25 protein-coding genes and 3 tRNA genes are annotated in these 19,166 nt (G+C 65.3%); 7 read left to right on the top strand and 21 right to left on the bottom strand.

Translation table 11 applies throughout. The features are described from left to right. The first annotated feature begins 15 nt into the window (after positions 1-15). From ACFQ0E_RS15500 to ACFQ0E_RS15490, 3 genes are all read left to right on the top strand, one after another. Positions 16-91 (top strand) — tRNA-Glu (locus ACFQ0E_RS15500). Between the two features lie 166 nt (positions 92-257). Beyond that, positions 258-333, top strand: a tRNA-Ala gene (locus ACFQ0E_RS15495). Between the two features lie 81 nt (positions 334-414). Then, positions 415-490 (top strand) — tRNA-Glu (locus tag ACFQ0E_RS15490). Here ACFQ0E_RS15490 and ACFQ0E_RS15485 read toward each other — a convergent pair. The 18 genes from ACFQ0E_RS15485 to ACFQ0E_RS15400 all read right to left on the bottom strand — a co-directional run bounded on the left by ACFQ0E_RS15485 (position 450) and on the right by ACFQ0E_RS15400 (position 12,988). Then, positions 450-1,949 (bottom strand): recombinase family protein, encoded by a 1,500-nt coding sequence (locus ACFQ0E_RS15485; RefSeq protein WP_386825412.1) that lies wholly within the window; start codon positions 1,947-1,949, stop codon positions 450-452. The two genes, ACFQ0E_RS15490 and ACFQ0E_RS15485, sit on opposite strands and share 41 nt — an antisense overlap. A 177-nt stretch (positions 1,950-2,126) precedes the next feature. Next, entirely contained in the window at positions 2,127-2,600 is a 474-nt protein-coding gene (locus tag ACFQ0E_RS15480; RefSeq protein ID WP_386825325.1) for a DNA N-6-adenine-methyltransferase, read from the bottom strand. After that, positions 2,575-2,820, bottom strand: coding sequence for a hypothetical protein (locus ACFQ0E_RS15475; protein WP_386825323.1), 246 nt, complete (start codon positions 2,818-2,820; stop codon positions 2,575-2,577). Before ACFQ0E_RS15475 ends, ACFQ0E_RS15480 begins: the two co-directional genes overlap by 26 nt. Continuing rightward, positions 2,817-3,092, bottom strand: a complete 276-nt coding sequence (locus tag ACFQ0E_RS15470) for a hypothetical protein (RefSeq protein ID WP_386825321.1) — start codon at positions 3,090-3,092, stop codon at positions 2,817-2,819. Before ACFQ0E_RS15470 ends, ACFQ0E_RS15475 begins: the two co-directional genes overlap by 4 nt. Next, positions 3,089-4,924, bottom strand: a complete 1,836-nt coding sequence (locus ACFQ0E_RS15465) for a DNA cytosine methyltransferase (protein WP_386825319.1) — start codon at positions 4,922-4,924, stop codon at positions 3,089-3,091. The genes ACFQ0E_RS15470 and ACFQ0E_RS15465 overlap by 4 nt, the downstream gene beginning before the upstream one ends. Then, a complete protein-coding gene (locus tag ACFQ0E_RS15460; RefSeq protein ID WP_386825318.1) occupies positions 4,921-5,577 on the bottom strand; it encodes a hypothetical protein in 657 nt (218 codons plus the stop codon). Before ACFQ0E_RS15460 ends, ACFQ0E_RS15465 begins: the two co-directional genes overlap by 4 nt. Continuing rightward, a complete protein-coding gene (locus tag ACFQ0E_RS15455; RefSeq protein WP_386825316.1) occupies positions 5,574-5,942 on the bottom strand; it encodes a DUF2528 family protein in 369 nt (122 codons plus the stop codon). The genes ACFQ0E_RS15460 and ACFQ0E_RS15455 overlap by 4 nt, the downstream gene beginning before the upstream one ends. Further along, positions 5,935-6,504, bottom strand: a complete 570-nt coding sequence (locus tag ACFQ0E_RS15450; protein WP_386825314.1) for a hypothetical protein — start codon at positions 6,502-6,504, stop codon at positions 5,935-5,937. Before ACFQ0E_RS15450 ends, ACFQ0E_RS15455 begins: the two co-directional genes overlap by 8 nt. Beyond that, entirely contained in the window at positions 6,501-7,088 is a 588-nt protein-coding gene (locus ACFQ0E_RS15445; protein ID WP_386825312.1) for a carbon storage regulator, read from the bottom strand. Before ACFQ0E_RS15445 ends, ACFQ0E_RS15450 begins: the two co-directional genes overlap by 4 nt. Before the next feature lie 68 nt (positions 7,089-7,156). After that, complete coding sequence (locus ACFQ0E_RS15440; RefSeq protein ID WP_386825310.1) at positions 7,157-7,561, bottom strand: hypothetical protein; 405 nt, start codon at positions 7,559-7,561, stop codon at positions 7,157-7,159. A 92-nt stretch (positions 7,562-7,653) separates the two neighbouring features. After that, positions 7,654-8,526 (bottom strand): hypothetical protein, encoded by an 873-nt coding sequence (locus ACFQ0E_RS15435; RefSeq protein WP_386825309.1) that lies wholly within the window; start codon positions 8,524-8,526, stop codon positions 7,654-7,656. Between the two features lie 89 nt (positions 8,527-8,615). Continuing rightward, a complete protein-coding gene (locus tag ACFQ0E_RS15430) occupies positions 8,616-8,777 on the bottom strand; it encodes a hypothetical protein (protein ID WP_386825307.1) in 162 nt (53 codons plus the stop codon). Positions 8,778-8,800: 23 nt separating this feature from the next. After that, positions 8,801-11,494: a toprim domain-containing protein gene (locus ACFQ0E_RS15425; protein ID WP_386825305.1), complete on the bottom strand. Its 2,694-nt coding sequence runs from the start codon at positions 11,492-11,494 to the stop codon at positions 8,801-8,803. Positions 11,495-11,512: 18 nt separating this feature from the next. Beyond that, entirely contained in the window at positions 11,513-11,716 is a 204-nt protein-coding gene (locus tag ACFQ0E_RS15420) for a hypothetical protein (protein ID WP_386825304.1), read from the bottom strand. Between the two features lie 220 nt (positions 11,717-11,936). Next, a complete protein-coding gene (locus tag ACFQ0E_RS15415) occupies positions 11,937-12,266 on the bottom strand; it encodes a hypothetical protein (protein WP_386825302.1) in 330 nt (109 codons plus the stop codon). Beyond that, the gene (locus tag ACFQ0E_RS15410) at positions 12,259-12,408 is read right to left on the bottom strand and encodes a hypothetical protein (RefSeq protein ID WP_386825301.1); all 150 of its coding nucleotides are present in this window, start codon (positions 12,406-12,408) and stop codon (positions 12,259-12,261) included. Before ACFQ0E_RS15410 ends, ACFQ0E_RS15415 begins: the two co-directional genes overlap by 8 nt. Further along, entirely contained in the window at positions 12,405-12,686 is a 282-nt protein-coding gene (locus ACFQ0E_RS15405; protein ID WP_386825299.1) for an ogr/Delta-like zinc finger family protein, read from the bottom strand. The genes ACFQ0E_RS15410 and ACFQ0E_RS15405 overlap by 4 nt, the downstream gene beginning before the upstream one ends. After that, positions 12,683-12,988: a hypothetical protein gene (locus ACFQ0E_RS15400; RefSeq protein ID WP_386825297.1), complete on the bottom strand. Its 306-nt coding sequence runs from the start codon at positions 12,986-12,988 to the stop codon at positions 12,683-12,685. The genes ACFQ0E_RS15405 and ACFQ0E_RS15400 overlap by 4 nt, the downstream gene beginning before the upstream one ends. 43 nt (positions 12,989-13,031) lie before the next feature. Here ACFQ0E_RS15400 and ACFQ0E_RS15395 point away from each other — a divergent pair, with 43 nt between their 5' ends. Both ACFQ0E_RS15395 and ACFQ0E_RS15390 read left to right on the top strand, forming a co-directional pair. Then, the gene (locus ACFQ0E_RS15395) at positions 13,032-14,135 is read left to right on the top strand and encodes a helix-turn-helix domain-containing protein (protein ID WP_386825295.1); all 1,104 of its coding nucleotides are present in this window, start codon (positions 13,032-13,034) and stop codon (positions 14,133-14,135) included. 52 nt (positions 14,136-14,187) lie between these two features. Next, positions 14,188-15,756 (top strand): MASE1 domain-containing protein, encoded by a 1,569-nt coding sequence (locus ACFQ0E_RS15390; RefSeq protein ID WP_386825293.1) that lies wholly within the window; start codon positions 14,188-14,190, stop codon positions 15,754-15,756. Here ACFQ0E_RS15390 and ACFQ0E_RS15385 read toward each other — a convergent pair. Beyond that, on the bottom strand, positions 15,708-16,127 hold the full coding sequence (locus ACFQ0E_RS15385) for a hypothetical protein (RefSeq protein WP_386825292.1): 420 nt from the start codon (positions 16,125-16,127) through the stop codon (positions 15,708-15,710). The two genes, ACFQ0E_RS15390 and ACFQ0E_RS15385, sit on opposite strands and share 49 nt — an antisense overlap. 485 nt (positions 16,128-16,612) lie before the next feature. Between ACFQ0E_RS15385 and ACFQ0E_RS15380 the strand changes: the two genes are divergently transcribed. Continuing rightward, positions 16,613-16,885 carry a hypothetical protein gene (locus ACFQ0E_RS15380; protein WP_386825290.1) on the top strand — a complete coding sequence of 91 codons (273 nt, stop codon included), beginning with the start codon at positions 16,613-16,615 and terminating at the stop codon, positions 16,883-16,885. Positions 16,886-16,914: 29 nt separating this feature from the next. Beyond that, positions 16,915-17,523 (top strand): hypothetical protein, encoded by a 609-nt coding sequence (locus tag ACFQ0E_RS15375; RefSeq protein WP_386825288.1) that lies wholly within the window; start codon positions 16,915-16,917, stop codon positions 17,521-17,523. A gap of 254 nt (positions 17,524-17,777) precedes the next feature. Here the strand turns inward: ACFQ0E_RS15375 and ACFQ0E_RS15370 are convergent, their stop codons facing one another. Both ACFQ0E_RS15370 and ACFQ0E_RS15365 read right to left on the bottom strand, forming a co-directional pair. Beyond that, positions 17,778-18,773 (bottom strand): contractile injection system protein, VgrG/Pvc8 family, encoded by a 996-nt coding sequence (locus ACFQ0E_RS15370; RefSeq protein ID WP_386825286.1) that lies wholly within the window; start codon positions 18,771-18,773, stop codon positions 17,778-17,780. Continuing rightward, positions 18,770-19,165 carry a phage tail protein gene (locus tag ACFQ0E_RS15365; protein WP_386825285.1) on the bottom strand — a complete coding sequence of 132 codons (396 nt, stop codon included), beginning with the start codon at positions 19,163-19,165 and terminating at the stop codon, positions 18,770-18,772. The genes ACFQ0E_RS15370 and ACFQ0E_RS15365 overlap by 4 nt, the downstream gene beginning before the upstream one ends. Position 19,166: the final 1 nt, after the last annotated feature.

Raw genomic sequence — 19,166 nt, 5'->3', positions numbered from 1 at the left:
GAGAGCTTTACCAGCGTCCCCATCGTCTAGAGGCCTAGGACATTACCCTTTCACGGTAGCGACCGGGGTTCGAATCCCCGTGGGGACGCCACTTCTTCAAGCACGAAGCCCGCGAAAGCGGGCTTCGTCGTTTCCAGCACCACGGATTTGCAGGGACATTGTCCCGACGTTGCCGACTCCGCAACGATCACATCAGATTTTCATCGCAAACGCTTGCGGGATCAGGGACATCTGATTAAGATGCGCGTCCCAAATGTGGGGCCATAGCTCAGCTGGGAGAGCGCCTGCATGGCATGCAGGAGGTCGCCGGTTCGATCCCGGCTGGCTCCACCAAGTTTCAAGGCAAGTTTCAAAAAATCGTCTGCGACACAGGCCTGATCGAAAGATCTCGTCGCACTCGAGAGCTCTACCAGCGTCCCCATCGTCTAGAGGCCTAGGACATTACCCTTTCACGGTAGCGACCGGGGTTCGAATCCCCGTGGGGACGCCACTACAACCCCCGGAGGCGTGTCGAGTCGGTATTCGATCGATGCCTCCAGGGTGACCGGATCGAGTTCGACCCGGTCAACAACACTGAGGACGGCGGACCGCAACCCATCGCGGTCGTCGTCCTCAGCCATTTCTGCCACCTTCGAAAGCGCCGCGGCGACGTCAACGGCCGACACGTCCGCGAAGGCGCGCAGCTCCTCGGCCACCTGTTCCGCATCGCGCAGCTGCGCGATCGCTTCTTGCCTCTCGCGTTCGAGCTCGTCGACGCGCCGCAGTGCCGGCGCCGGGTCGGCCAGGTTCGCGGCCATGTCCAGCATCTTCGCCGCCAGCGCTTCCAGCCGCGCGACCTGATCGCGCAGCCTGCGCACCAGTCCCGGATCGGCGGACGCCTCGATCGCGCGGCGCGTGCCTTCCAGCAGGCGCGTCGCGAACTCGGCGGACCCGAGGTCGGCCAGCACCTGGCGCACCACGGGCGTCTCGATCTGCGGCTTGCTGATCGACCGCTGGCCGGCGCCTTTCGCGCCGATGCGATAGCGGTCCGACTCCGCCCACCACTTCCGCCCGTCAGGCGCGAACAGGCGGCCTCCCAGCAGCGCGTCCGACTCGCGCGCCACCGTCATGCCGGCATTGCCTCGCCTGTCGGCTGCGTGCCGCTCCAGGCGATGCAGCACGGCCTCGGCCTGATCGTCGTCGATCAGTGCCGGATGGGTATCGCGGTGGATCACCCACTCCGAACGCGGCCGGCGCTTCGTGCCGCCCTTGTAGCCGTCGGCCGTCCGCTCCGCGTTGACGTTCCAGACGGTGTGCCCCGCGTATGTCAGCGCGTTCCACTCGATCCCGATCAGCGTCGAATCGCTCATCTCGACCAGCGGCGAGCCCGCCTTGCGTTTCGCCCTGGCGCGGGGGATATCCAGGGCCCGATCGCTCAGGTACGACGCCATGGCCGGCGCGGTATCCGGGTCGACGGCAAGCGTCGATTTCACGACGGCCGCGCCGTCGCGCTGCGCCCCGGTGAAGACCGGCTTCAGCTTGTACCCGGTCGGCGCACGGCCGCCCGCACGGAAGCCCTGGTGCACGTTCTCGGCCATGCCTGCCAGCCCCTTCGCCTTGGAATTCAGTGAATGCCATTCGTCCCACGCCTGGAACATCGACCGCACCACCATTTCGGTGAGCGGATCCGCATCGGGGATGGACTTGTAGACCACGGCCACGCCGTGCCGGCGGGCCTCGTGCTCGAAGATGATTGCGGTGTGTCGGCTGCGCGACAGGCGCGAGGTGTCATGGATCAGGATGGTGGACCATCCCCGCCGCGCATTGCGCACGGCGTCCATCATTTGCCGGAAGGCCGGCCGGTTGTCGTCCTTACCGCTGACGACGGCGTCGACGAACTCCTGCGCGATCACCAGCCCGCGCTGGCTCGCCACCGCCTGCAGCGCACGGCGCTGGGCGTCGGGCGACACATCCGCCCTGTCCTTCGACGACCGCAGGTAGATCGCGGCCCGGTTGTCCTTCGTATCGGTCAAGATCGCCCCGCAGGGCCGAAGCCAGCACCGCCCCGATCACATGGGCGACGGTCTGGCCCGGCAATGGTCCGGTGCGGACAATCTTAACCAGATTGGGACAGTTTCGTCCTTTCCTCACGCCGGCCGCCTGCGCGCCCTCTTGGGCCTCTCAAAGACCAACAGCAGGCAGTCCACCGGGCTGTTGTGTGACTTCTTTGTGCGCCCGGGCAGCTCGAAACTAGGCCGTCCCTGGAAGAAGCGTGCTTTGCCTCCCAGCTCGATCGCGCGATGAAACCAGGCGACATTAGTCCGAGCTGGAACCAGGAAGACGGCCAGCTCCGCAGCCGGAGCCTGCTCGATGAACGGCCGGATGTTCGACCAGGGCGGGTTGCAGAACACGCGTTGACCATCCCAAGCGATCGGCTTTTTCGCGGTGGACGCCAAGGGAAGCAGGCCGTTGCCTGGCTCGCTTGCGCCGTCCAGCGTAAAGCCGTATTCCGCGTGAAGCTGATCGAACATTGATCGTGGCGTGCGACAGTTCTGAGCACGCCCCTTCCCGTACCAGTTCACATAGGCAGATGACTTAGCCACGTTCTGCCCCCTTCCCATCCAACGCCAACGTCCGCGCCCTGCGCGTCCGCGTGGCCTTCACTTGGTACCGGCCCAGCCAAAGGCGAAAGCAGCGCAGCGAGCACCAGCGGATGGTGTCGCCGCCGCTGCTGTAGGCGACGCGGCCGTCCTTCACCAGCAGCACGCGGCGCGAGGGCGTGCGGGTCTTCTTGGCGCGGGTCACGAACACCGCGCCGGGCTTGATCTTCGCGGCCGTCATGGCTTCCTCCCCGCCAGCGGCAGCACGAACTGCAGCACCTTGGCGTCCTCGCGCTCGCGCTGCACCCAGCGCGGCACGCGCGCGCGCAGGGCGCCGCACCATTCCTTCGCGGCTTCCTCGAACGTCGGATGCTTCGCGGTCTTGCGGCACTGGCATTCGATGAAGTGGCCGCCGCCGGCCTGCGCCGATCGCCGGTCCTCGATGTGCCGGGCCGGGTGGCCCTCGCCACACGGCGGCAGCTCGCCGGCATGGGTGTGGTGGATCTGCGTCATGACGACCTCCCGCACTCGTTTGCGCCGGGCATGGTCAGTGCCAGCGCGACATCGCGAACCCATATCGGCGTAGAGCCCAGCGCGAACGTCTGCCCAGTCCACGCGAGCAGAAGCGTGCGGCCGATCTCTTCGGCGATGGCCTTCGCTGCGGCAGGCGGCACCGCGTTGCCGATGCGCTCGCGCCACGCCTGGTCGCTCAGTCCGTGCAGCTCCAGGTGTTCCTCGGGGTCGACCAGCGACTGCAGCGCCGCCAGCTCCAGCGTGGTGAACGGCCGGTGCCACGTGCCGTCGAGCGAGCGGATCACGCACACCAGCTGCTGCGCGCCATCAGGCAGGCGCGGATCCGCCACGCTCCACCGGCCGTTGTCGTGGCCAGCGGCAGCGCTCACGGCGCCGCTGGGCGCTTCCCAGGGCACGACGCCGTAGTGGCCATTGGTCAGGTAGGCGTCGCCCGTGGTGCGCTGGTTGGCGGGCCTTGGGTCGGCCACGGCGAACGCGCCCTGCCCGGTGTCGCTGCGCGCGATCACGGTGCCAGCGGTTTCGTCGAAGCCGGTCACGCGGTACTTGCCCGCGCCCTCGAAACCGCACGCGGCGCGTGGATCCTGCACGCACAGTCCGCCAGCTGACGGATGTCCGCCTCCGGTCACTGTTCCCGATGGCTGATCCGTCCGAATGATCCGGAAACAGTTGTTGTGCTTGGCTGGTCCAGCGTGGCGCGGGTCCGCCACGCTGAAGGTGCCTTGCCCCGGCGACTTCACCGCGATCACCGCGCCCGCCGTGTCTTCCATCCGCATCACGCCGTACTGCGAGTACTGCGCCGCGCCTTCGGGTGCGCGGGGGTCTGCGACGGAGAAGGCGCCCGTGGTCGGCCGCGCATTGCCGGTGACGGTGCCCGACGGTTCGTTCCAGTCCCGCACGCCCAGGACGTTGCGATGCCATGCCTCGCTGTGCTCCGGCACGATCAGGTAGTCGCGCAGGTGGCCATCCTCGATCGCCAGCCGGTTGAGCGATCGCCAGTCCTTTCCGGCTTCGACGAACGCCAGACGCACCCACGTCTTCCACTGCAGCGCCGGCACGCGATGCATCGGCCCGGCGCGCTCGACGTCACCTGCCAGCGGCATGCGCGACAGCACCGTTCCCACGGCCTGCAGCGGCCGGCGTGCAGGTTCGTACAGGAACGGCGGCACCTTGGCCTGGTGCCGCGCCACCAGCAGGAAGCGCTTGCGGCTTTGCGCCAGCCCGCCCATCTCGCCGCAGTCGTGCGTGGTCTCGGCGACGGCGTAGCCGTAGTGGGTCAGCATCGACACGATCTGATCGAGCAGATGCCGGCCTCGCGTTGCGATGCGCGGCACGTTCTCGAACAGGATCATCTCGACCGGGTCGTCCTTGTACGCCTCCAGCATCAGCCACATGCCGCGCAGGGTCAGGCGGTTCAACGCCTGGTACTTGTCGGTGCGGCTCTTGCCCTCAGGCATCAGGCCCGAGAAGCCCTTGCACGGCGCCGACAGGAACACCACGTGCGGGTGTTCGTTGTTGAACGCGCGGTGGATGTCGGCCGGCGTCGCCTCGCGCCAGTCGCTCGCCGGCTCGCGGCCGTGGAACGCGATGTACTGGTTGCGATCGAACAGGTCCAGCACGGTGCCCTTCACGCCTGCGATGCGCTCGAAGTCGGCGATGGCGGCCGGGTCGTTGTCGATGCCGCCGACGCAGCGGAACCGCGCTGATGCGCTGCCGATGTCCGGCCGCGCCTGGTTGAAGCCCTTGGCACCCGCGCCCAGCCCGCAGAACAGGCCGCCGTGGCGGATCTCGAATTCAGTGCGGGCGGGGATCATGCATCACACCCCTGCCCGACTTCGCCGGGCTTGCCTGCTTTCGTGAACTCGCGCCAGTGCACCCAGCCGCGATCGGGGCAGTGGAAGCCCCAGTCACGGACGGTCGGGCCGAACAGGAACAGCGTCCAGCAGGGCAACGATTCCGCCGGCACTTGCAGGCCGATGCCGAAAAAAACAGCCACCTTTTGAAAGAGCTGGCCAAGTTCGGATGCAGGCTGTTTGAACAGCTCGATCCGATGCGCGAAGCGCGTGCCGAGGAAGCGCAGCGAACCGGCGTGGTACGCGGTGCGGTGGTGGATGCCGCCGGCGGCGATGGTGTGCTCGATGTAGCCACCGCGCAGCATGTACGACACCGCCCAGGACGGGTGGTCATGCAGGGCGCGGTCGTCGTCGTCGCGCAGGAACTGGTGCAGGTAGAGGTTGGGCAGCAGGCCGACGACTCGGGCAGTGGCGCGGTTCCAGCGCGTGGGCTGGGCCTCGGCGCGATCGCGCAGGCGGCCCTGCAGGCGGCGCCAGGGCGTGAGGTACCAGCGGCGCAGGTAGGCGCCGCCTGGGCTGTCGGCACCGACCACGAAGTCCGGGGCGCGGCAATCGGCCACGCGCGGGATGAGGATCGCGGCAATGTGGTGTGCGAGGGTGGCGGAGGTTTTCATCCGTCGACCTCATCGGCAGTCACTTGTTCAAAATCGACCTGCGGAAGGCCGACCACGTCCGTGATCCGGATGCCGTTGTAGTCGTAGTCACCCCAGCCTTCCGAGTCATGGAAAAGCCGGTCGATCTCCGCAGCCGAGGCATGGCTATTCGAGATAGCAAGATCGATCGCGGCTGTAGCGGCCAACCGGATGACGGTACTGATCGGCTCGTCGTCGCAGGAGGCCAGGCGGCTATCGGCATCGACCCAGAAAGCATTGATCTCCGCAGCCCGCTTGGTTTTGAGGATGTCGAAGTCAACAGCGATTTTCACCTCGATGTCCCAGCTTTGCTCCCAGGTGCAAAGGAAGGTGCGGATGTCAGCCATGACCCACCTCCATGGCAAGCTGCATCCCGTGCACCGGAAACGGCTTGATGCGGCCGACCTGTGCGGTTGCGTGGTGAGACGACACGGTCTTCAACCACAGGCCTACGCGCTCCATGTCGCGCTGGATGAACAAGCCGGATGCCGTTGCGGCATACGCTTTGTGGAGTTCCAGCATGTAATCGCCCAACGCCTTGAGCGATTCCTCCGCGTCGATCGTGACGCCCTCGGCGAAGTCCACGCCCATGGACACCGGAGACGGCGGCGAGGCCTGCGCGATCATCCAGTCCGCCAGCCGCCGCAGTGCGGGCGCATCTGCCGATCCGCTTACATCGATGCGGTGCGCGATCTGCAGAACGTCGTATGCATTGGGCACCGATGTTTGGGTGCGCTCCTCCGCCATGCCTGCCAGCAATCCTTCGAGGTCGTGGCCATGAACATTGAAGAAGGCCTGCACGCTGGTAGGAACTCCGTCCGCGAAGAACGTATGTCGCGCGTCCCCCATGGCACCCCTCAGCGCATTCAGTATCACCGCAGCCCCCGCGCTGCTGATATGCCAGCTCATGGCGACACCTCCGCCCCGCCCGCTTCGCGTTCGGCGTCCACGGTGGCGCAGCCTTCGCCGCGCCACGTCGTGTGGGTGTCCAGCTGGTCGGTCTTCGCGCGGTGCTCGATCACGCGGCAGGTACCGTAGCGGCCCATGGTCAGCGACCACGCGCCGTTCAACTCGCGGCCGGTGGCGCAGCCGGACAGCAGCGACACCATCAGCCCGACGGCGGCCAGGTGCGCGATGCCGGCGCGACGCGGCGGGATGCCCTTGGCGATGCGCTTCGCGACTTCCTCGCGGTGCACGGGCAGCAGGCGGGGGGCGTGGAAGCCGAGGCTCAGGTGCGAGCGGATGGCGTTGTGCGGAAAGACGGTGATGTCGCACCACACGCCGTTGGGCTGCATGATCTTGAAGGTTTCGCCGCGGATGACGACGAAGGCGGGTGTCGGGGTTTTCAGCGCGGATTCGCCGAAGCGGATCTGCGTGCCGGCAGGCGCATCGATGTCGAAGGTCACGGTGCGGCCGGCCTTGGCGACAACGCGCAGCACGATGTGGTCGCCGATGTAGACGGCTTCGCCGGTCTTGCGGGTGAGGATCAACATGGTGGGTTCTCCGTGATGTTGCACGGCGCCCCGGCGTTGCGACCGCCGGGGCGGTGCGGGGTGTGTGGTCAGCGGTCGCTGCCGGCCTGATCGCTGAAGCCGAGCAGCTGCACGCCGATCGGCAAGACCGTTTCAATCTTCTCGATCACCACCGCGTCGGGACCCTCGATTTCGTGGTCCAGGTCGGCATAGAGTGCGGCGCCGCGCGTCAGGCTGCCGTCGTGGTTCACCCAGCAGATGTAGCCGTAGTGGACACTTTCCAGCTCCGTTAAGCCCGGAGAGAACGCCCGCACCTTGATGCGGCTCGGCCCCGGGCTGGGGCTGGTGGTGCCTGCATGCATCGGCGGGTGCACCACGATGGGCATGCACGCGATCGGTTCGCCGGTGGTCTGGTCGGTCTGCGGTTGCGGGTAGAAGGCACTGCTGGTGGTCGGCGAGATCTTCAGCTCGATGAAGCCGGGGTTGATGTACATCGGGGTTTCTCCGGTGAATGGCGCCGCATGGGCGCGGGGATCGAGCGCGCCTGGGTGACCAGGCACGGGAAGGCGTTGCGGGTGGGTGGGCGTCAGCCCTGCGCGAGGGCCTTGGCGGCGGCGGCTTGGGCGGCGGTGTCGGTGCCGTGGCGGCGCACGGGCAGCATGTCGGCGACGCGCATGGGCAGGTCGATGCCGTCGACGAACTCGGCCAGTTCGGCGCCCAGGTTGGGGCTGCGCTGCGCGAAGTCGCGCTCGGTGCTGTTCCAGCTGACGTTGCCGCTGCGGCACCAGGTGCGCGATGCGCTCACGGTGCTGCCCATGTTCAAGGCCACCGATGCGGTGATGGTGTTGTGCCCGATCTCGAACGTCACGCGGGCGTGCGGCGCTTCGTCGGCCAGTACATCGGCATGGGCATGCCGCACCGTGGCCTGCAGGTCACCGCACAACGTGCGCACGCCGCGCGGGGTGGTATGCCGCTCGGCTACCAGCACAAGGGCGCGGGCCGCCGCATCCGGCGAATGCTTCGCCATCGCCTCAGTCACCTGCTGCACCTGGGCGATGTACTTATGGCGGTTCCCGGTGCGGCAGACCATCAGCCGCAGGTAGTGGGTCTCGCCTTCCAGCTCCGGGTGGCGCTGCATGAAGTCGTTGATGCGCCCGCTCACGCTCTCGATCGTGTCGCGGATGCGGTCGCCATCGTAGTCGGCACACAGCGCCAGCCGTGCGGACTCGTCGCTGCCGGCCGGGCAGGCCCGGTGCATGGCGGCGCGGGCGCGGTGCTCCTCCAGCTCCGCCTGCAGGCGGTTGCGGCTGGCCATCATCACGGTCAGCCGTGCGCGCAGGTAGGCGGCGGCCTTGTCTTCCGATTGGACGGTGTTGTCCCCGGTGCTACAGTCCCCGCCGGCAGCCCCGGTGGTTGCCTTGAAGCCATCCAGGTGACTCGCTTGGTCAGTGCTGTTCATAGCAGTACTCCTTGGTGAGCTGGGTTCTCGTGGTGGAGAGGTGCCCCGAGGGTGCGAGTTGCGACCTCGCACCGCCGGGGCTGCCGCTGTCATTCGCCTTCCGGATGGGTGTGCTGCTTGCGGAAGCGCAACTCGTCGATGAGCGACTTCTTGTATTTCTGCGCGTCCTTTTTCTCGCGCTCCAGACGCTTCAATTCCTGCTTGATGGCGTCGTCGCTCAAGAGTCGGGCGCGCTGCTGGTGCTGGTCCATGTCACACTCCTTTGGTGGGTGGGTCAGTTACGCGGCGCCTTGAACACCCACACCGATTTCGTGTAACCGGTGATCGCGCTGCGATTCTTGGCGTTGGCGGTCACGAACTTGCGCGACGTGCTCTTCGGCAACTCGCGCTTCAGGGTGATGAGGTCGCAGGGCATGGTCAGGCGGCGGCTGTTCACCACCTGCTCGAAGTGCGGCAGGTTGATCCAGATCTGTTCCGGGTCGCCGCTGTGGTTCAGCAGGATGCGTTCGGGCTGGCCGTCGCGGTCGGCGCCGATGGCCGTGCCTTCCAGGTGGTCGAACAGCTCCCAGAACGCGGCCACCACCGGCGGGTCGTCCTGCACCAGCTCCTGCCGCTGGCGGGCCGTGGCGCGCAGTTGCTCGTGCGTCTCGGCGATCATGGCGTCGTCGATCTTCAGCACCAGACGCAGGCAATCCACCAGCGCCATCATCAGCGCGTGGGTGTCGGCGATGCGGTAGTTGGTGACCTCGCCGTTGCCGGTCAGCTGCTCGGAATAGATGGTGCGCTCGGCGGCGACGATCTCCAGCAGCTGCTTTTCCTTGCGCACGGCCAGCAGCGCGAAGCCGGACAGCTCGTCCACGGTCAACGCGTTCAGCGCGTGCGCGTGCCGGCGGTTCTCGGGCGTGTGTCGGCTCTTGTCGTAGTGGGTGTAGATGATGCGCTCCAGCAGCGCCTGCGAGCCGGTCACCTGGGCGTTCTGCTCGATCACGATCGAGGCGCGAAACGGCGGTTCGTAGGTGTCGTTGGTGCCGGCGGTCTTCACGCCGATGGCGCGGCCGAACCGGCCATTGAGCAGCGGCTTGAGTTCGTCGAAGTCGTAGGGCTTCTCGCGGCTCTTCTCGTCGGCGCGGTCGGCCTCCACCAGCACCACCGGGATGTTGCTGGTCTGCAGGAACGTGCGCGAGCGGCCCGCCAGCGTGGACTTGGTCGGGTCGATGCCTTCATAGCCCGTGCGGCCCACCAGCTTCCACAGCAGCGCGATCAGCGCGGACTTGCCGGCGCCGGGTGCGCCCGACATTTCGAGGAAGGGGAACATCTCGTGTGCCGCGCGGATCTGCTCGGCGAACAGGCTGCCCAGCCAGTACGCCAGCGCGATCAGCCCATTGGGGCCGTAGCAGCGCCACAGAGCGTCTACCCAGTCGGTGCGGAAGGCCTTCAGGTCCGGATTCATCGCCAGCTTCAGGCTGGCCGTCAGGGTCTTGATCGACAGCCGGCCCATCTCGAAGTATTCGTCGGCGTTGATCGGGTACACCACGCCGTCCTTCACCGCGTAATCGCTGAACACGTAGCATTTGTGCTCGGCGCTGTAGCCGATGAAGTCGATGGTCTTCACTTCCTTCAGGTCCCTGCACGTCTCGCGGTAGTAGGCCTTGAGCATCGAGGGCGACCCGTAGAAGTCGGCGCCGGCAATCGAGTGGATCAGGCGCTTGCAGAACTCGGGCGCGCTGCTCAGCTGCAGCGCGGTGAAGCTGGTGCGCATCGGCGCCTTGCGCCACGGCACGTTCACGCGGAACTGGTACCAGGCTTCATCGGTCAGGTCGTTGCGCATGTAGTACAGCGGCACCGGGTGCACGTTGCAGATCTCGGTGACGGTGATCGCCTGGGCGTCGGCGTCCTCGGTGGTGGCGGCCTCGCCGGCTTCGTCGTCGGCATCCTCGGCCTCGTCGGCGGTGCTGGTGCCGCGTGCCTTCTCGGCCTTGGCCGGGTCGTAGGCGAACCAGAACAGGCGGTCGCGGAACTCGAAGTGGAACGCGTTGCGGCGGCTGCGCTTGTGGATCAGCTTGCCCTTGGCACGCGGCGTCTTCGCGATCAGCAGCGCGCCCAGATGCCGGTATTCCTCCACGTCCTTCGCGGCCATGCGCCCGCGTGCGTGCAGCTCGTCCCAGTCCAGCTTCTCGCCACCCTTCCCTGCCGGCGGCTGCGCCGCATCGCACTCCCAGCCATCCTTGCGAGCGCGCTCCACGAACTCCAGCGTGTAGCGCTTGCCGGCCTCGTCGTCGTCCAGCGCCCACACCAGCTTCGGGCGCGGCACGTTGGCTTCGCGGCACTGCGCGGCCAGCGCCTGCAGGGCCTTCTCCGGGTAGTTCACGCACGACAGCAGCGCGCGGGCGGGTATGCCGTTCAACTCCAGCGCAATCGCCTTGAAGATGCCCTCGGCCAGCCACAGCTCGTTCGGCATCTGCACCGTGTCCGGCATCTCCCACCACAGCCCCTGGTACGCGGTGCCGTAGCCGAAGTTCGCCTTGCGCTTCCCGAACCGCTCCGGGCGGTCGATGATGCGCTCCCAGTAGCTGCCGCCGGGCAGCGCGAAGCGCACCGTGGCACTGCTGATGCCCAGGTCGCGCGGCGCATACACGTCCTGCGTATACAGGCCCCGCAGGCGGTTGAGGCAGAACCCGCGGTTGAACTGCAGGTAGGCATCGGCCGCCGCCGTCGGATCGGTCTCGGTAGCCACGTACCTGTCGGACCAGCTCTCGAACAGGTCGCTGAAGACATCCTTGACCTTGATCTCCGCGCCGCAGTTGTTGGCCCGGCCGCAGCGCAGCATCCACGGCTTTTCCGCGCTGGTGTACATCTCCGAATGCCCGCACTCCGGGCACTTGCCCTTTTGCAGCCACCGGCCGTGCGTCTTGAAGCCGTACTCGGCCACAAGGCGGCGGGTGATTTCAGCGTGCAGGTCTGGGCGCATGCGGGTGTGTTCGTCGGGTCAGTTGGCGCTGAAGTTGGTATTGCGGATCGCTTTGCGGCGGCGGTATTCGGCACGCTTCGCGTCGCGCTGTTCCGGGCAGGTATAGATGCAGGGCTTGCCGTCTTCGGCCACGTTCTTCCAGCCGTCTGCCGTGTGCACCTGGAATCCGTACATGACACGGTTGCGCTTGGTGTCGAACCAATCGTGGATTCGGGTCTTCACGCCACACCGCCTTCGCGTTCTGCCTTCGCATCACCCGCATGCTTTGCTGCGCGCCTGGCGAGCTTTGCCTGCCGCTTCCTCTGACGTGCACTGATGTCTTCTTCGTCACGGCATGGCTGAGGCTTTTTGGGAGATGTCGCGGGCGTTGGCAAAACCGGAGTGGCAGAGGCCGCAAGCAAAAACGCAAGCAGTTGAAACCTTGATGTCCCTATCTGCCTCTTCATTCCACACCGCCTTCGCGGCTGATCGCCAACAGCTTCGTCACCGGCACCATCCGCACGCGGTCCTGCGCGGTGTCGCGGATCACGACCATGCTCGAGGTGCAGCGGTCCAGGTCGATGAAGCCCTCGGCGCCGGCACTGAGCATGTCGGCGCGGGCTGTCATGGCGATGCCCTGCCCTTCGCGGGTGCTGATGCCGTAGCGGTTGGCGATGTAGTCGCCGCACAGGGCCTGCAGCGTGTCTTCGTCGCGGCTGAGGTACTGGGCCGCGTGTTCGTCGTAGAAGGCCGTGGCCGCGTGCAGCGCGGCGGCGCGCAGTTCTTCATTCATGGCTGCCCGACTCCTTCGCCAGGGCCACGAAGCCGATGCCGGCGGCGCCGAACGCGAGGGCGGACCAGCCGATGAAGAATCCGCCGAGCATGCTGGCGGCGCAGATCACGCAGATGGCAAGGAACTTGTCGAAGCTGTTCATGGTTGCTCCTTTGGGAACATGTCGAGTTGGCGCAGCAGCACGTCGCTGCGGATGTGCTGCGACAGCGGCAGCACGACGTCGGGCTTGGGGATGGCAGAGGGCGAGATGGTGCGTTCGACCGACAGCAGCGCGGCGAAGACGTGGCCGCATTCCCAGTTGGTGCACTGGAAGATCAGCGCGCGGACGAGCGTGGATTGCTCGCGGCTGTCGCGGACCCGGGCGGGCGCCTCGCAGTGCGGGCACGTCATCCGGAAGTGGCTGGCGGCCGGCTTGTTCATGCCAGGACAGCCGTGCCCCGCTTCAGGCTGAGCAGCACGGCGACCTTGTGGGCCGCACCGAACTTGCCGGTGTTGTGGCCCTGCAGCACCTTGCGGGCGGTGTCGTAGGGCACGCCGTTCTGTTTGGCCCACTGCGACACCGTCAGGCCCTGCGCAATCAACTTGGCACGCGCTTCGTCGCGGCTGACCACGCGGGTGCAGCGGATGGTGCGGGGTGCGTTGGCGGGCTCGGGCTTGGTCGCTGCGGCCTTTCGGCTGTTTTTCGCGGCTGTCCTGCGCTTTGCCTGTTTCGCGTAAGTCATGGGGTGTGCGTCCTGATTGGGACAATTGGGGATAAAATCGTCCATGGACCGGAAAGGTATTGACGAATACGTCATACGTCAAGAGGGCGAAGCTTTGGCTGCGCGACTTCGCGACGAACGGTTGCGCTTGGGCATCACGCAGGCCTCTGTCGCCGATGCAACCGGCCTGAGTCAGGGGCACGTCAATCGCCTTGAAAAAGGCAGGTATTCGCCAAGTGCAGAGGTACTTTTCTCTCTGGCGCGCTTGGGATACGACGTTCACTTTTTGGTTACAGGTCAGCGCGTCGCCGAATTAGGCCGGAATGGCTATGAGGCGCAGGCAGCAGCCGATGCGGCGTGCACAGTTAACTTGGCAGTCGGCGAAGAGGACCGGCCCGCCTACATCGCCCAACCGGTACCCGCTACGCCCGGCGAACGCATGAAGGCCGAGCGCGTGGCGCTGGGGCACACAGCCTCCGGCTGGGCCGAACTGATCGGCGTCTCGCGCAATGCCGTGGCCAACTTCGAGGCGGGCAGGAACCTGCCCAACAGCGCCGTGCTGATCGACGCCGCCGCGCACGGCATGGACGTGGGCTATGTGCTCACCGGCCAGCCCAGCGCGAAAACGCCGCAGGAGACCGCATTGCTGCAGGCCTTCCGCAGCCTGGCCCCGCGCGAGCGCGCCTGGGTGATGCGCGACCTGGCACGCCGCCATGCCGACGCCCTGCCCGCTGGCGCCGCGCCGCTGCCGGCGCGGAGCAGCAGCGAGCCGCCGCCGGGCCACCTGCGCCTGGAACGCGTGCCCCAGCTGGGCGCGCTGGATGCGCCGCTGTTCGCGCTGTTCCCCGACTTCATCGTGCGCGCCAAGGCCGGCGCGGTGCCGCTGGACGCGGTGCGCTGGGGCCTGATGCCCACCGCCGCCATGGAACCCGCCATCGCACGCGGCGCCGCCGTCGCGCTGGACGTGTCGCGCTGCACGCGCGAGCAGGTGACCGACGGCGAGGTCTACGCCTACACGCTCAACGGCCGCGCCGACATCCGCCGCATCCTCATCCGCAAGGACCACTGGACGTTGGCCGGCCCGGGGCGCGGCGGCGACTCGCGCGACGTGTACCTGTCAGATCTTGCAGGGCTGCAGATTCTGGGGGTCGTGATCGCGGTGCTATAAAGTTGACAACAGGGAGCCGCCAGGGGGTACCGAGCGGCACGGAACGGGGGAAATGGACTTGTTGCGCATCGATATTGTGGCCGTGCTGCGCGGCCTGCTAACCAGCTTCATTTACGCCGCACTCTTCGTGGGCCTTTGGCACCTTTCGTTTGACCAGTGGTACCTGCCCGCAGGCATCCGGGCCGCCAGCCTGCTGCTGCTGCGGTATCGGCTGTGGCCTTACGTATTCATCGGCGATGCTGCTGCGGTCATGTACCTGCGCATACCGCAGGCGACAAACGACGAACAGGTCATCGGTGCGATCGTGGCATCGATACTGCTCTTGCCACTGATTTCCATCATCCCGTTCATCAGCCGATTGTTCATCCCCAAATTCTCGAAGGCCGGGCTCTGGCAGCCCGTCATCTTCGCGGCCATGGCAATCTGGACCGCCTTGTGGATGCAGACCATCAATGCATTCACCATGCCGCAGCCCGTGACGCTGGAAATCTTCTTGCGGTGGGCTGCAGGCTACTACCTGGGCATGCTCGTCATCGTCCCGCCTATCCTGGTCTATGACCGGGCGAGGGAAGCCGAGCCGGTCGTCAGCAACTTCGTACGGGATGTCGGGCTTGCCGGCGTGATCGTTCTGGGCCTCTTTCTTGGCCTGATGGCTGCGCCGAATATGGAAAACTCGCTCCGTGTGGTCCTGCTACTGGTGTTGATCACGCCCGCCATGGCGCTGAGTGCCGTGCATGGCTGGCGCGGTGCAGCCATTGGCGTCACGATGACCAACGTTGCAATCGGGCTGAGCATCCCTGACTTGAGCAAGCTTGGCGACCACAACACGACGACTTTCAATGCTCAGTTAGTCTTGGCTTTTTTCGCAACAATTCTGATCATCAGCGGCGAGTTGTTTTCGCGTCATTTCGAAGCACTGCGCCGCCTCGGCATTGCCGAGGAAAAGGCCAAGCGTATAGCGCGCCTGGGGATCATCGACACGGAGCAGCAGATGCGCGACCGCGTCATGTTCCTCATGCAGTGCCAGAACCAGATCGAAGAAGCGCAAGCCCAGCTCGTCGCCCGTCTGCGTGCAGAAGGCAACCACTCGGCTGCGGAAGAAGTCATCCGCGCGTGGGTCATGCAGCCTCAATTCTTCGAGGCCCACAACAGCGCCCTTTATCCTGTTTCGATCTTGTCCGAGGGCTTGTATCACGCACTACAGTCGTCCTCCTTCCCCGTCATCGTCGCCGGTGGCAGCGAGGTACGCTTTCGCCTCAAGGGGCAGCCAAAGCTTCTATCGACGGATGCTCAACTCACCGCGTACCGCACCATCAGTAGCGCCATCGGGGTTCTATCAGCCGCGCACCCTGCCGGTTATCGAGTGCATGCACGCGTCTGGATTGCCAAGAGATCACGGGGAATCTACCTGTGCATCGAGGCTGTAGGCGGCGGGCGGCTGAATGCAACCATGGCGTCGTCGATGTCAGAGATCGACATCGATAATCGCGTTCAAACTCGAAACGGCGCCAGCTGGCGCCGCCGAGGGCATCAGATCAGTGTTCTTTTGCCTGACACGGACACACTGGAGGCTTATCGATCATTCGGACCGATCAACCAGGCATCCCCGTTTGGCGTCTGATAGCGGCGGACTTCGATCGTCTCGTCGCTGTAGATGAGAAGCCCAGCGCTGATACTGTCGGTGTTGACGCGGTCAGCATCGCTACCCAGAGGCAGAACCCACATCGTGTCTGCAATCCGGCCTACGGCTGCACGCACAACACCATTGCTGTCGTTGACCTGCAGATAATGAATCCCGTCACGCTCGAAGTTGTAGACGCGCCAGTTCGGGTCGATCGATTCATTGGCCGCAGACGGGTATTCCTGGCCGAGCCCCAACGCCGGCTTGGGGTCCGTGTTTCCACCGGAAGGGCAACAGGCGTGAGCAAATGAAGGCACCGACAAAATGGCCAGGCCAAGGGCAACGACAGCAAACGGTTGGTAGCGAGACATGCTTCAGCTCCTTGCAGTTATGTGAATGCGCCATTACCAGCGCCGAGCGACGTTACCACTACAGAACTGATCTGTGGTCAACGGGTTTCACCCGTCCATGCCCAGGCGCTTTCCCCGGGCGGGTTGCTATCGGATCAATCTCACTGAGGGTTTGGGAACTCGGCCTTTCAGGGATGGTCTACCTGCGTAGATGGCTCGGACCACCACAATTGACAGGGCCTATCGTTAGGCACTGCACCGCGCAAATCAGGCCCCGCCAAGGTACAAAATGTGCCCAATTGACCAAAAATGTGCCCCTAGAGGTCAGAAACCCCTTGTTGGGCTTGCCTTTAAGGATTACCGTTCCCCCATCCCGGCACCGACCGGCTTTGCAGATGAGACCCCCCATGAGTCTGCACCGGTGATGCCAGCCCAGAACAATGCGATCCCCCGGTCGCAATCGCACAAGACTGCCAACGCGCTGCGCTCAACGGAGGAGCTAGCTGGTGCAAGATTTGCCTATACCCACCCAACCGTTGCCACCCGATGGGGTGGAGGCGGTGCTTGTAGCAGCCGGCGCTGCCTATCCTTTAATTTCATTGCTATCGGTCATCGGATTAGTAGCCTTCCTCTCTTGGCTATGCTATCGCTTGTTGATCAAAAAGCTTGAAGCTTCCCTGCTGAAATCCCCGGACACCCGAGATATTTTCTTAAAAGTAAAGAAGCTAGAACACGATACTGAAAGGATGAAGTTGAAAAAATCGGTCACGAAGGACTAATCGAGTTCTATCTGGAGACAAGAATGTCAATGTTAATTATCGCCACCACCGTAGTGATTGCCCTGCTTGCCGGATTCGCAATCTACAGCGCATACAAAGCGCGGGAACAATACATCAACACGCAGTACAGCTACGACATCCGCGAAGCCATCCTCAAGGATTGCGATGTTCTGCTCGACGACAAGAGCGCATCACACAACCTGAAGCAGTACGTTTCAAACATCGCCACCATGGCCTTGTCCAGCAAGTTCCTGTACGAGATCGCGAACAACCCTGATCTTGCAGCGATGGCTTCCGAGCATGCGGACACAGGGCGACGGAAAGGCAAGAAGACCGCTTATGACGCGCTGTCGAAAGAAGAGCAAGACCGCGTTCGCTCGATCATGCTGAAGATCTCGCTGGCCAGCATGGCCTACAGCAATGAGTACGCCAGGAACCTCCGGTACATGGTCGACGCCGGCGTTGCCGATGTGATCCTGAAGCAGCTGCACACAGCTCTTCAGTCGAAGCATCACGAACATGAGCCCGTGCTGACCTCGATCCCAAGCAAGAAGAACCCGACGGAAAATCTGAGCAAGCTGTATCAGCGCGTGCCATACATGGAGCAACTGTTCCATGGGCAACTGCAGGCTGCCTAGCCTGCGAGACAGGTTCATTCAAAACCCCGCTCCGGCGGGGTTTTTCTTTGCGCGGGATTTGCCAGCAGCCCCACTCTCCCGAGTGGGGCCCGCCCGGTGGATGGCTTCGATCGGTGACACCATCGGACGAATCGTGGGATGGCTTCGCGTCGTAATCGATGCGCGGGCGTTGCTGACAGGGACAGATTAGGCCTGCGGCGCAGGCCGGGCCATCGGGGAAGTGCGCGGCGCGGTGTAGGAAAAACCCTACAGGCTCAGGGCGCCTTTTCCAGCTCCAGGGTGGTCTCGAAACCGCCACTGCCGGTGAGCGTGTGATTCACCGATGCGGCCAGCCAGCGGATGCTGTCGATCTCGGGCCGCCAGCCGCGTGCACGGCCGATCATCTCGGCGGAGAGGTTAGCGTCGCCGCGTGACAGCGTGACGCTCATGCGCGCTTCGCCGCGCTGGTGCTTGCGGTACTCGGCGTCGGCATGCTGCCGGGCCTCGCTCTCGCTGTGGTAGACGCGGCGCAGGCCCTTGCTGTTCTTGCCGTCGCCCACCTGCACCTTCTTGCGCGTGCCGCTGGCCTTGTCGTGCCACTCGGCGTGCACGCCGCTGAAGCGGTCGCGGTCGGCGAAGGTGACGTTGTGCCGGCCGCAGTTGCTGCGCTCGATCGTGAAGCCGGGCAGTGCTGCGCCACTGGCCGTAGTGCCCTTGCCGATGCGCAGGAAGATCAGCGCGCGGCCCTTCACGGTGGCGGTGGCGTCGTGCTGCTTCGCGAGCCGCGTCATCAGGTTCACGTCGGACTCGCCCACCTGGTCGAGGTGCGCCACCGGGATCTGCGCGAGGTCGGCCGAGATGCGCGGCTGCAGGCCCTGAGATGCGGCGAGGTCCCTGATGACGGCGCCCAGCGTGGTCTGGTGCCAGCTGCGGTTGCGGCGGTTGCGCGCCTGGTTGGTCAAGTCGACGGAGCGGGCGCGGATCACCACGGTGTCGGGCGGGCCTTCGTGGCCGGTCTCGTCGACGACGAAGGCGCCCTTGTCGACCAGCGCCTGCCCTTCCCAGCCGATCGCGACGCGGCACACCACGCCCTTGCGCGGGATCTCGATCTTGCCGTCGGTATCGTCGAGGCGGATCTCCAGCTCGTCAGCCTCGCCGCGCTGGCGGTCGCTGATGCTGAGGGACGACAGGATGGGCCGCACGCGCCCGGTGATGTCCTGCCCGTCGATGGTGAGGCGGTAGGCGGAGCGCGGCTGCGTGTTCTGGCTCATGCGTATTCCGTCGGGTCGTCCACGCGCAGCAGGTCGATGTCGAACTCGACTAGGCGCGGCATGCCGTCGTGCATCAGGCCCCGGTGACTCTCGCTGAAGTTGGTGACCACGAAGCTGCCCAGCACCTCGCCGTAGCCGGTGACCAGCTCGCGGGATTCGCCGCTGTTGGCGATGGCGGCCAGGGTGTCGATCGGCAGCATGCCGCCGCTGAATTCGATGGGCATGGCACCGCCGAGGGTGATCTTTTCCTCGCCCGGGCCGGCGTACTGCGAGGCCGGCCGCGCGCCCACGCGCTCGACCGTGGGGTGGCGGAAGTCACGGGTGCGGCGCAGCTGCTCGATCGGGAGCGTGGTCAGCTGGAAGACGAATGTGCCGAGGGCGAGCAGGTGCATG

This window comes from Lysobacter brunescens, assembly GCF_042677005.1.
Lineage (GTDB): Bacteria > Pseudomonadota > Gammaproteobacteria > Xanthomonadales > Xanthomonadaceae > Lysobacter_I > Lysobacter_I brunescens.
The sequence above is the reverse complement of the archived record's forward strand: the minus strand, read 5'-3'. Positions and strand labels throughout refer to the sequence as shown.

Excerpts from the sequence above, each read along its gene's own strand:
- ACFQ0E_RS15480 (WP_386825325.1), bottom strand. The coding sequence starts at position 2,600 with ATGGGAAGGGGGCAGAACGTGGCTAAGTCATCTGCCTATGTGAACTGG.
- ACFQ0E_RS15475 (WP_386825323.1), bottom strand. The coding sequence starts at position 2,820 with ATGACGGCCGCGAAGATCAAGCCCGGCGCGGTGTTCGTGACCCGCGCC.
- ACFQ0E_RS15470 (WP_386825321.1), bottom strand. The coding sequence starts at position 3,092 with ATGACGCAGATCCACCACACCCATGCCGGCGAGCTGCCGCCGTGTGGC.
- ACFQ0E_RS15465 (WP_386825319.1), bottom strand. The coding sequence starts at position 4,924 with ATGATCCCCGCCCGCACTGAATTCGAGATCCGCCACGGCGGCCTGTTC.
- ACFQ0E_RS15460 (WP_386825318.1), bottom strand. The coding sequence starts at position 5,577 with ATGAAAACCTCCGCCACCCTCGCACACCACATTGCCGCGATCCTCATC.
- ACFQ0E_RS15455 (WP_386825316.1), bottom strand. The coding sequence starts at position 5,942 with ATGGCTGACATCCGCACCTTCCTTTGCACCTGGGAGCAAAGCTGGGAC.
- ACFQ0E_RS15450 (WP_386825314.1), bottom strand. The coding sequence starts at position 6,504 with ATGAGCTGGCATATCAGCAGCGCGGGGGCTGCGGTGATACTGAATGCG.
- ACFQ0E_RS15445 (WP_386825312.1), bottom strand. The coding sequence starts at position 7,088 with ATGTTGATCCTCACCCGCAAGACCGGCGAAGCCGTCTACATCGGCGAC.
- ACFQ0E_RS15440 (WP_386825310.1), bottom strand. The coding sequence starts at position 7,561 with ATGTACATCAACCCCGGCTTCATCGAGCTGAAGATCTCGCCGACCACC.
- ACFQ0E_RS15435 (WP_386825309.1), bottom strand. The coding sequence starts at position 8,526 with ATGAACAGCACTGACCAAGCGAGTCACCTGGATGGCTTCAAGGCAACC.
- ACFQ0E_RS15430 (WP_386825307.1), bottom strand. The coding sequence starts at position 8,777 with ATGGACCAGCACCAGCAGCGCGCCCGACTCTTGAGCGACGACGCCATC.
- ACFQ0E_RS15425 (WP_386825305.1), bottom strand. The coding sequence starts at position 11,494 with ATGCGCCCAGACCTGCACGCTGAAATCACCCGCCGCCTTGTGGCCGAG.
- ACFQ0E_RS15415 (WP_386825302.1), bottom strand. The coding sequence starts at position 12,266 with ATGAATGAAGAACTGCGCGCCGCCGCGCTGCACGCGGCCACGGCCTTC.
- ACFQ0E_RS15410 (WP_386825301.1), bottom strand. The coding sequence starts at position 12,408 with ATGAACAGCTTCGACAAGTTCCTTGCCATCTGCGTGATCTGCGCCGCC.
- ACFQ0E_RS15405 (WP_386825299.1), bottom strand. The coding sequence starts at position 12,686 with ATGAACAAGCCGGCCGCCAGCCACTTCCGGATGACGTGCCCGCACTGC.
- ACFQ0E_RS15400 (WP_386825297.1), bottom strand. The coding sequence starts at position 12,988 with ATGACTTACGCGAAACAGGCAAAGCGCAGGACAGCCGCGAAAAACAGC.
- ACFQ0E_RS15395 (WP_386825295.1), top strand. The coding sequence starts at position 13,032 with ATGGACCGGAAAGGTATTGACGAATACGTCATACGTCAAGAGGGCGAA.
- ACFQ0E_RS15390 (WP_386825293.1), top strand. The coding sequence starts at position 14,188 with ATGGACTTGTTGCGCATCGATATTGTGGCCGTGCTGCGCGGCCTGCTA.
- ACFQ0E_RS15385 (WP_386825292.1), bottom strand. The coding sequence starts at position 16,127 with ATGTCTCGCTACCAACCGTTTGCTGTCGTTGCCCTTGGCCTGGCCATT.
- ACFQ0E_RS15375 (WP_386825288.1), top strand. The coding sequence starts at position 16,915 with ATGTTAATTATCGCCACCACCGTAGTGATTGCCCTGCTTGCCGGATTC.
- ACFQ0E_RS15370 (WP_386825286.1), bottom strand. The coding sequence starts at position 18,773 with ATGAGCCAGAACACGCAGCCGCGCTCCGCCTACCGCCTCACCATCGAC.
- ACFQ0E_RS15365 (WP_386825285.1), bottom strand. The coding sequence starts at position 19,165 with ATGCACCTGCTCGCCCTCGGCACATTCGTCTTCCAGCTGACCACGCTC.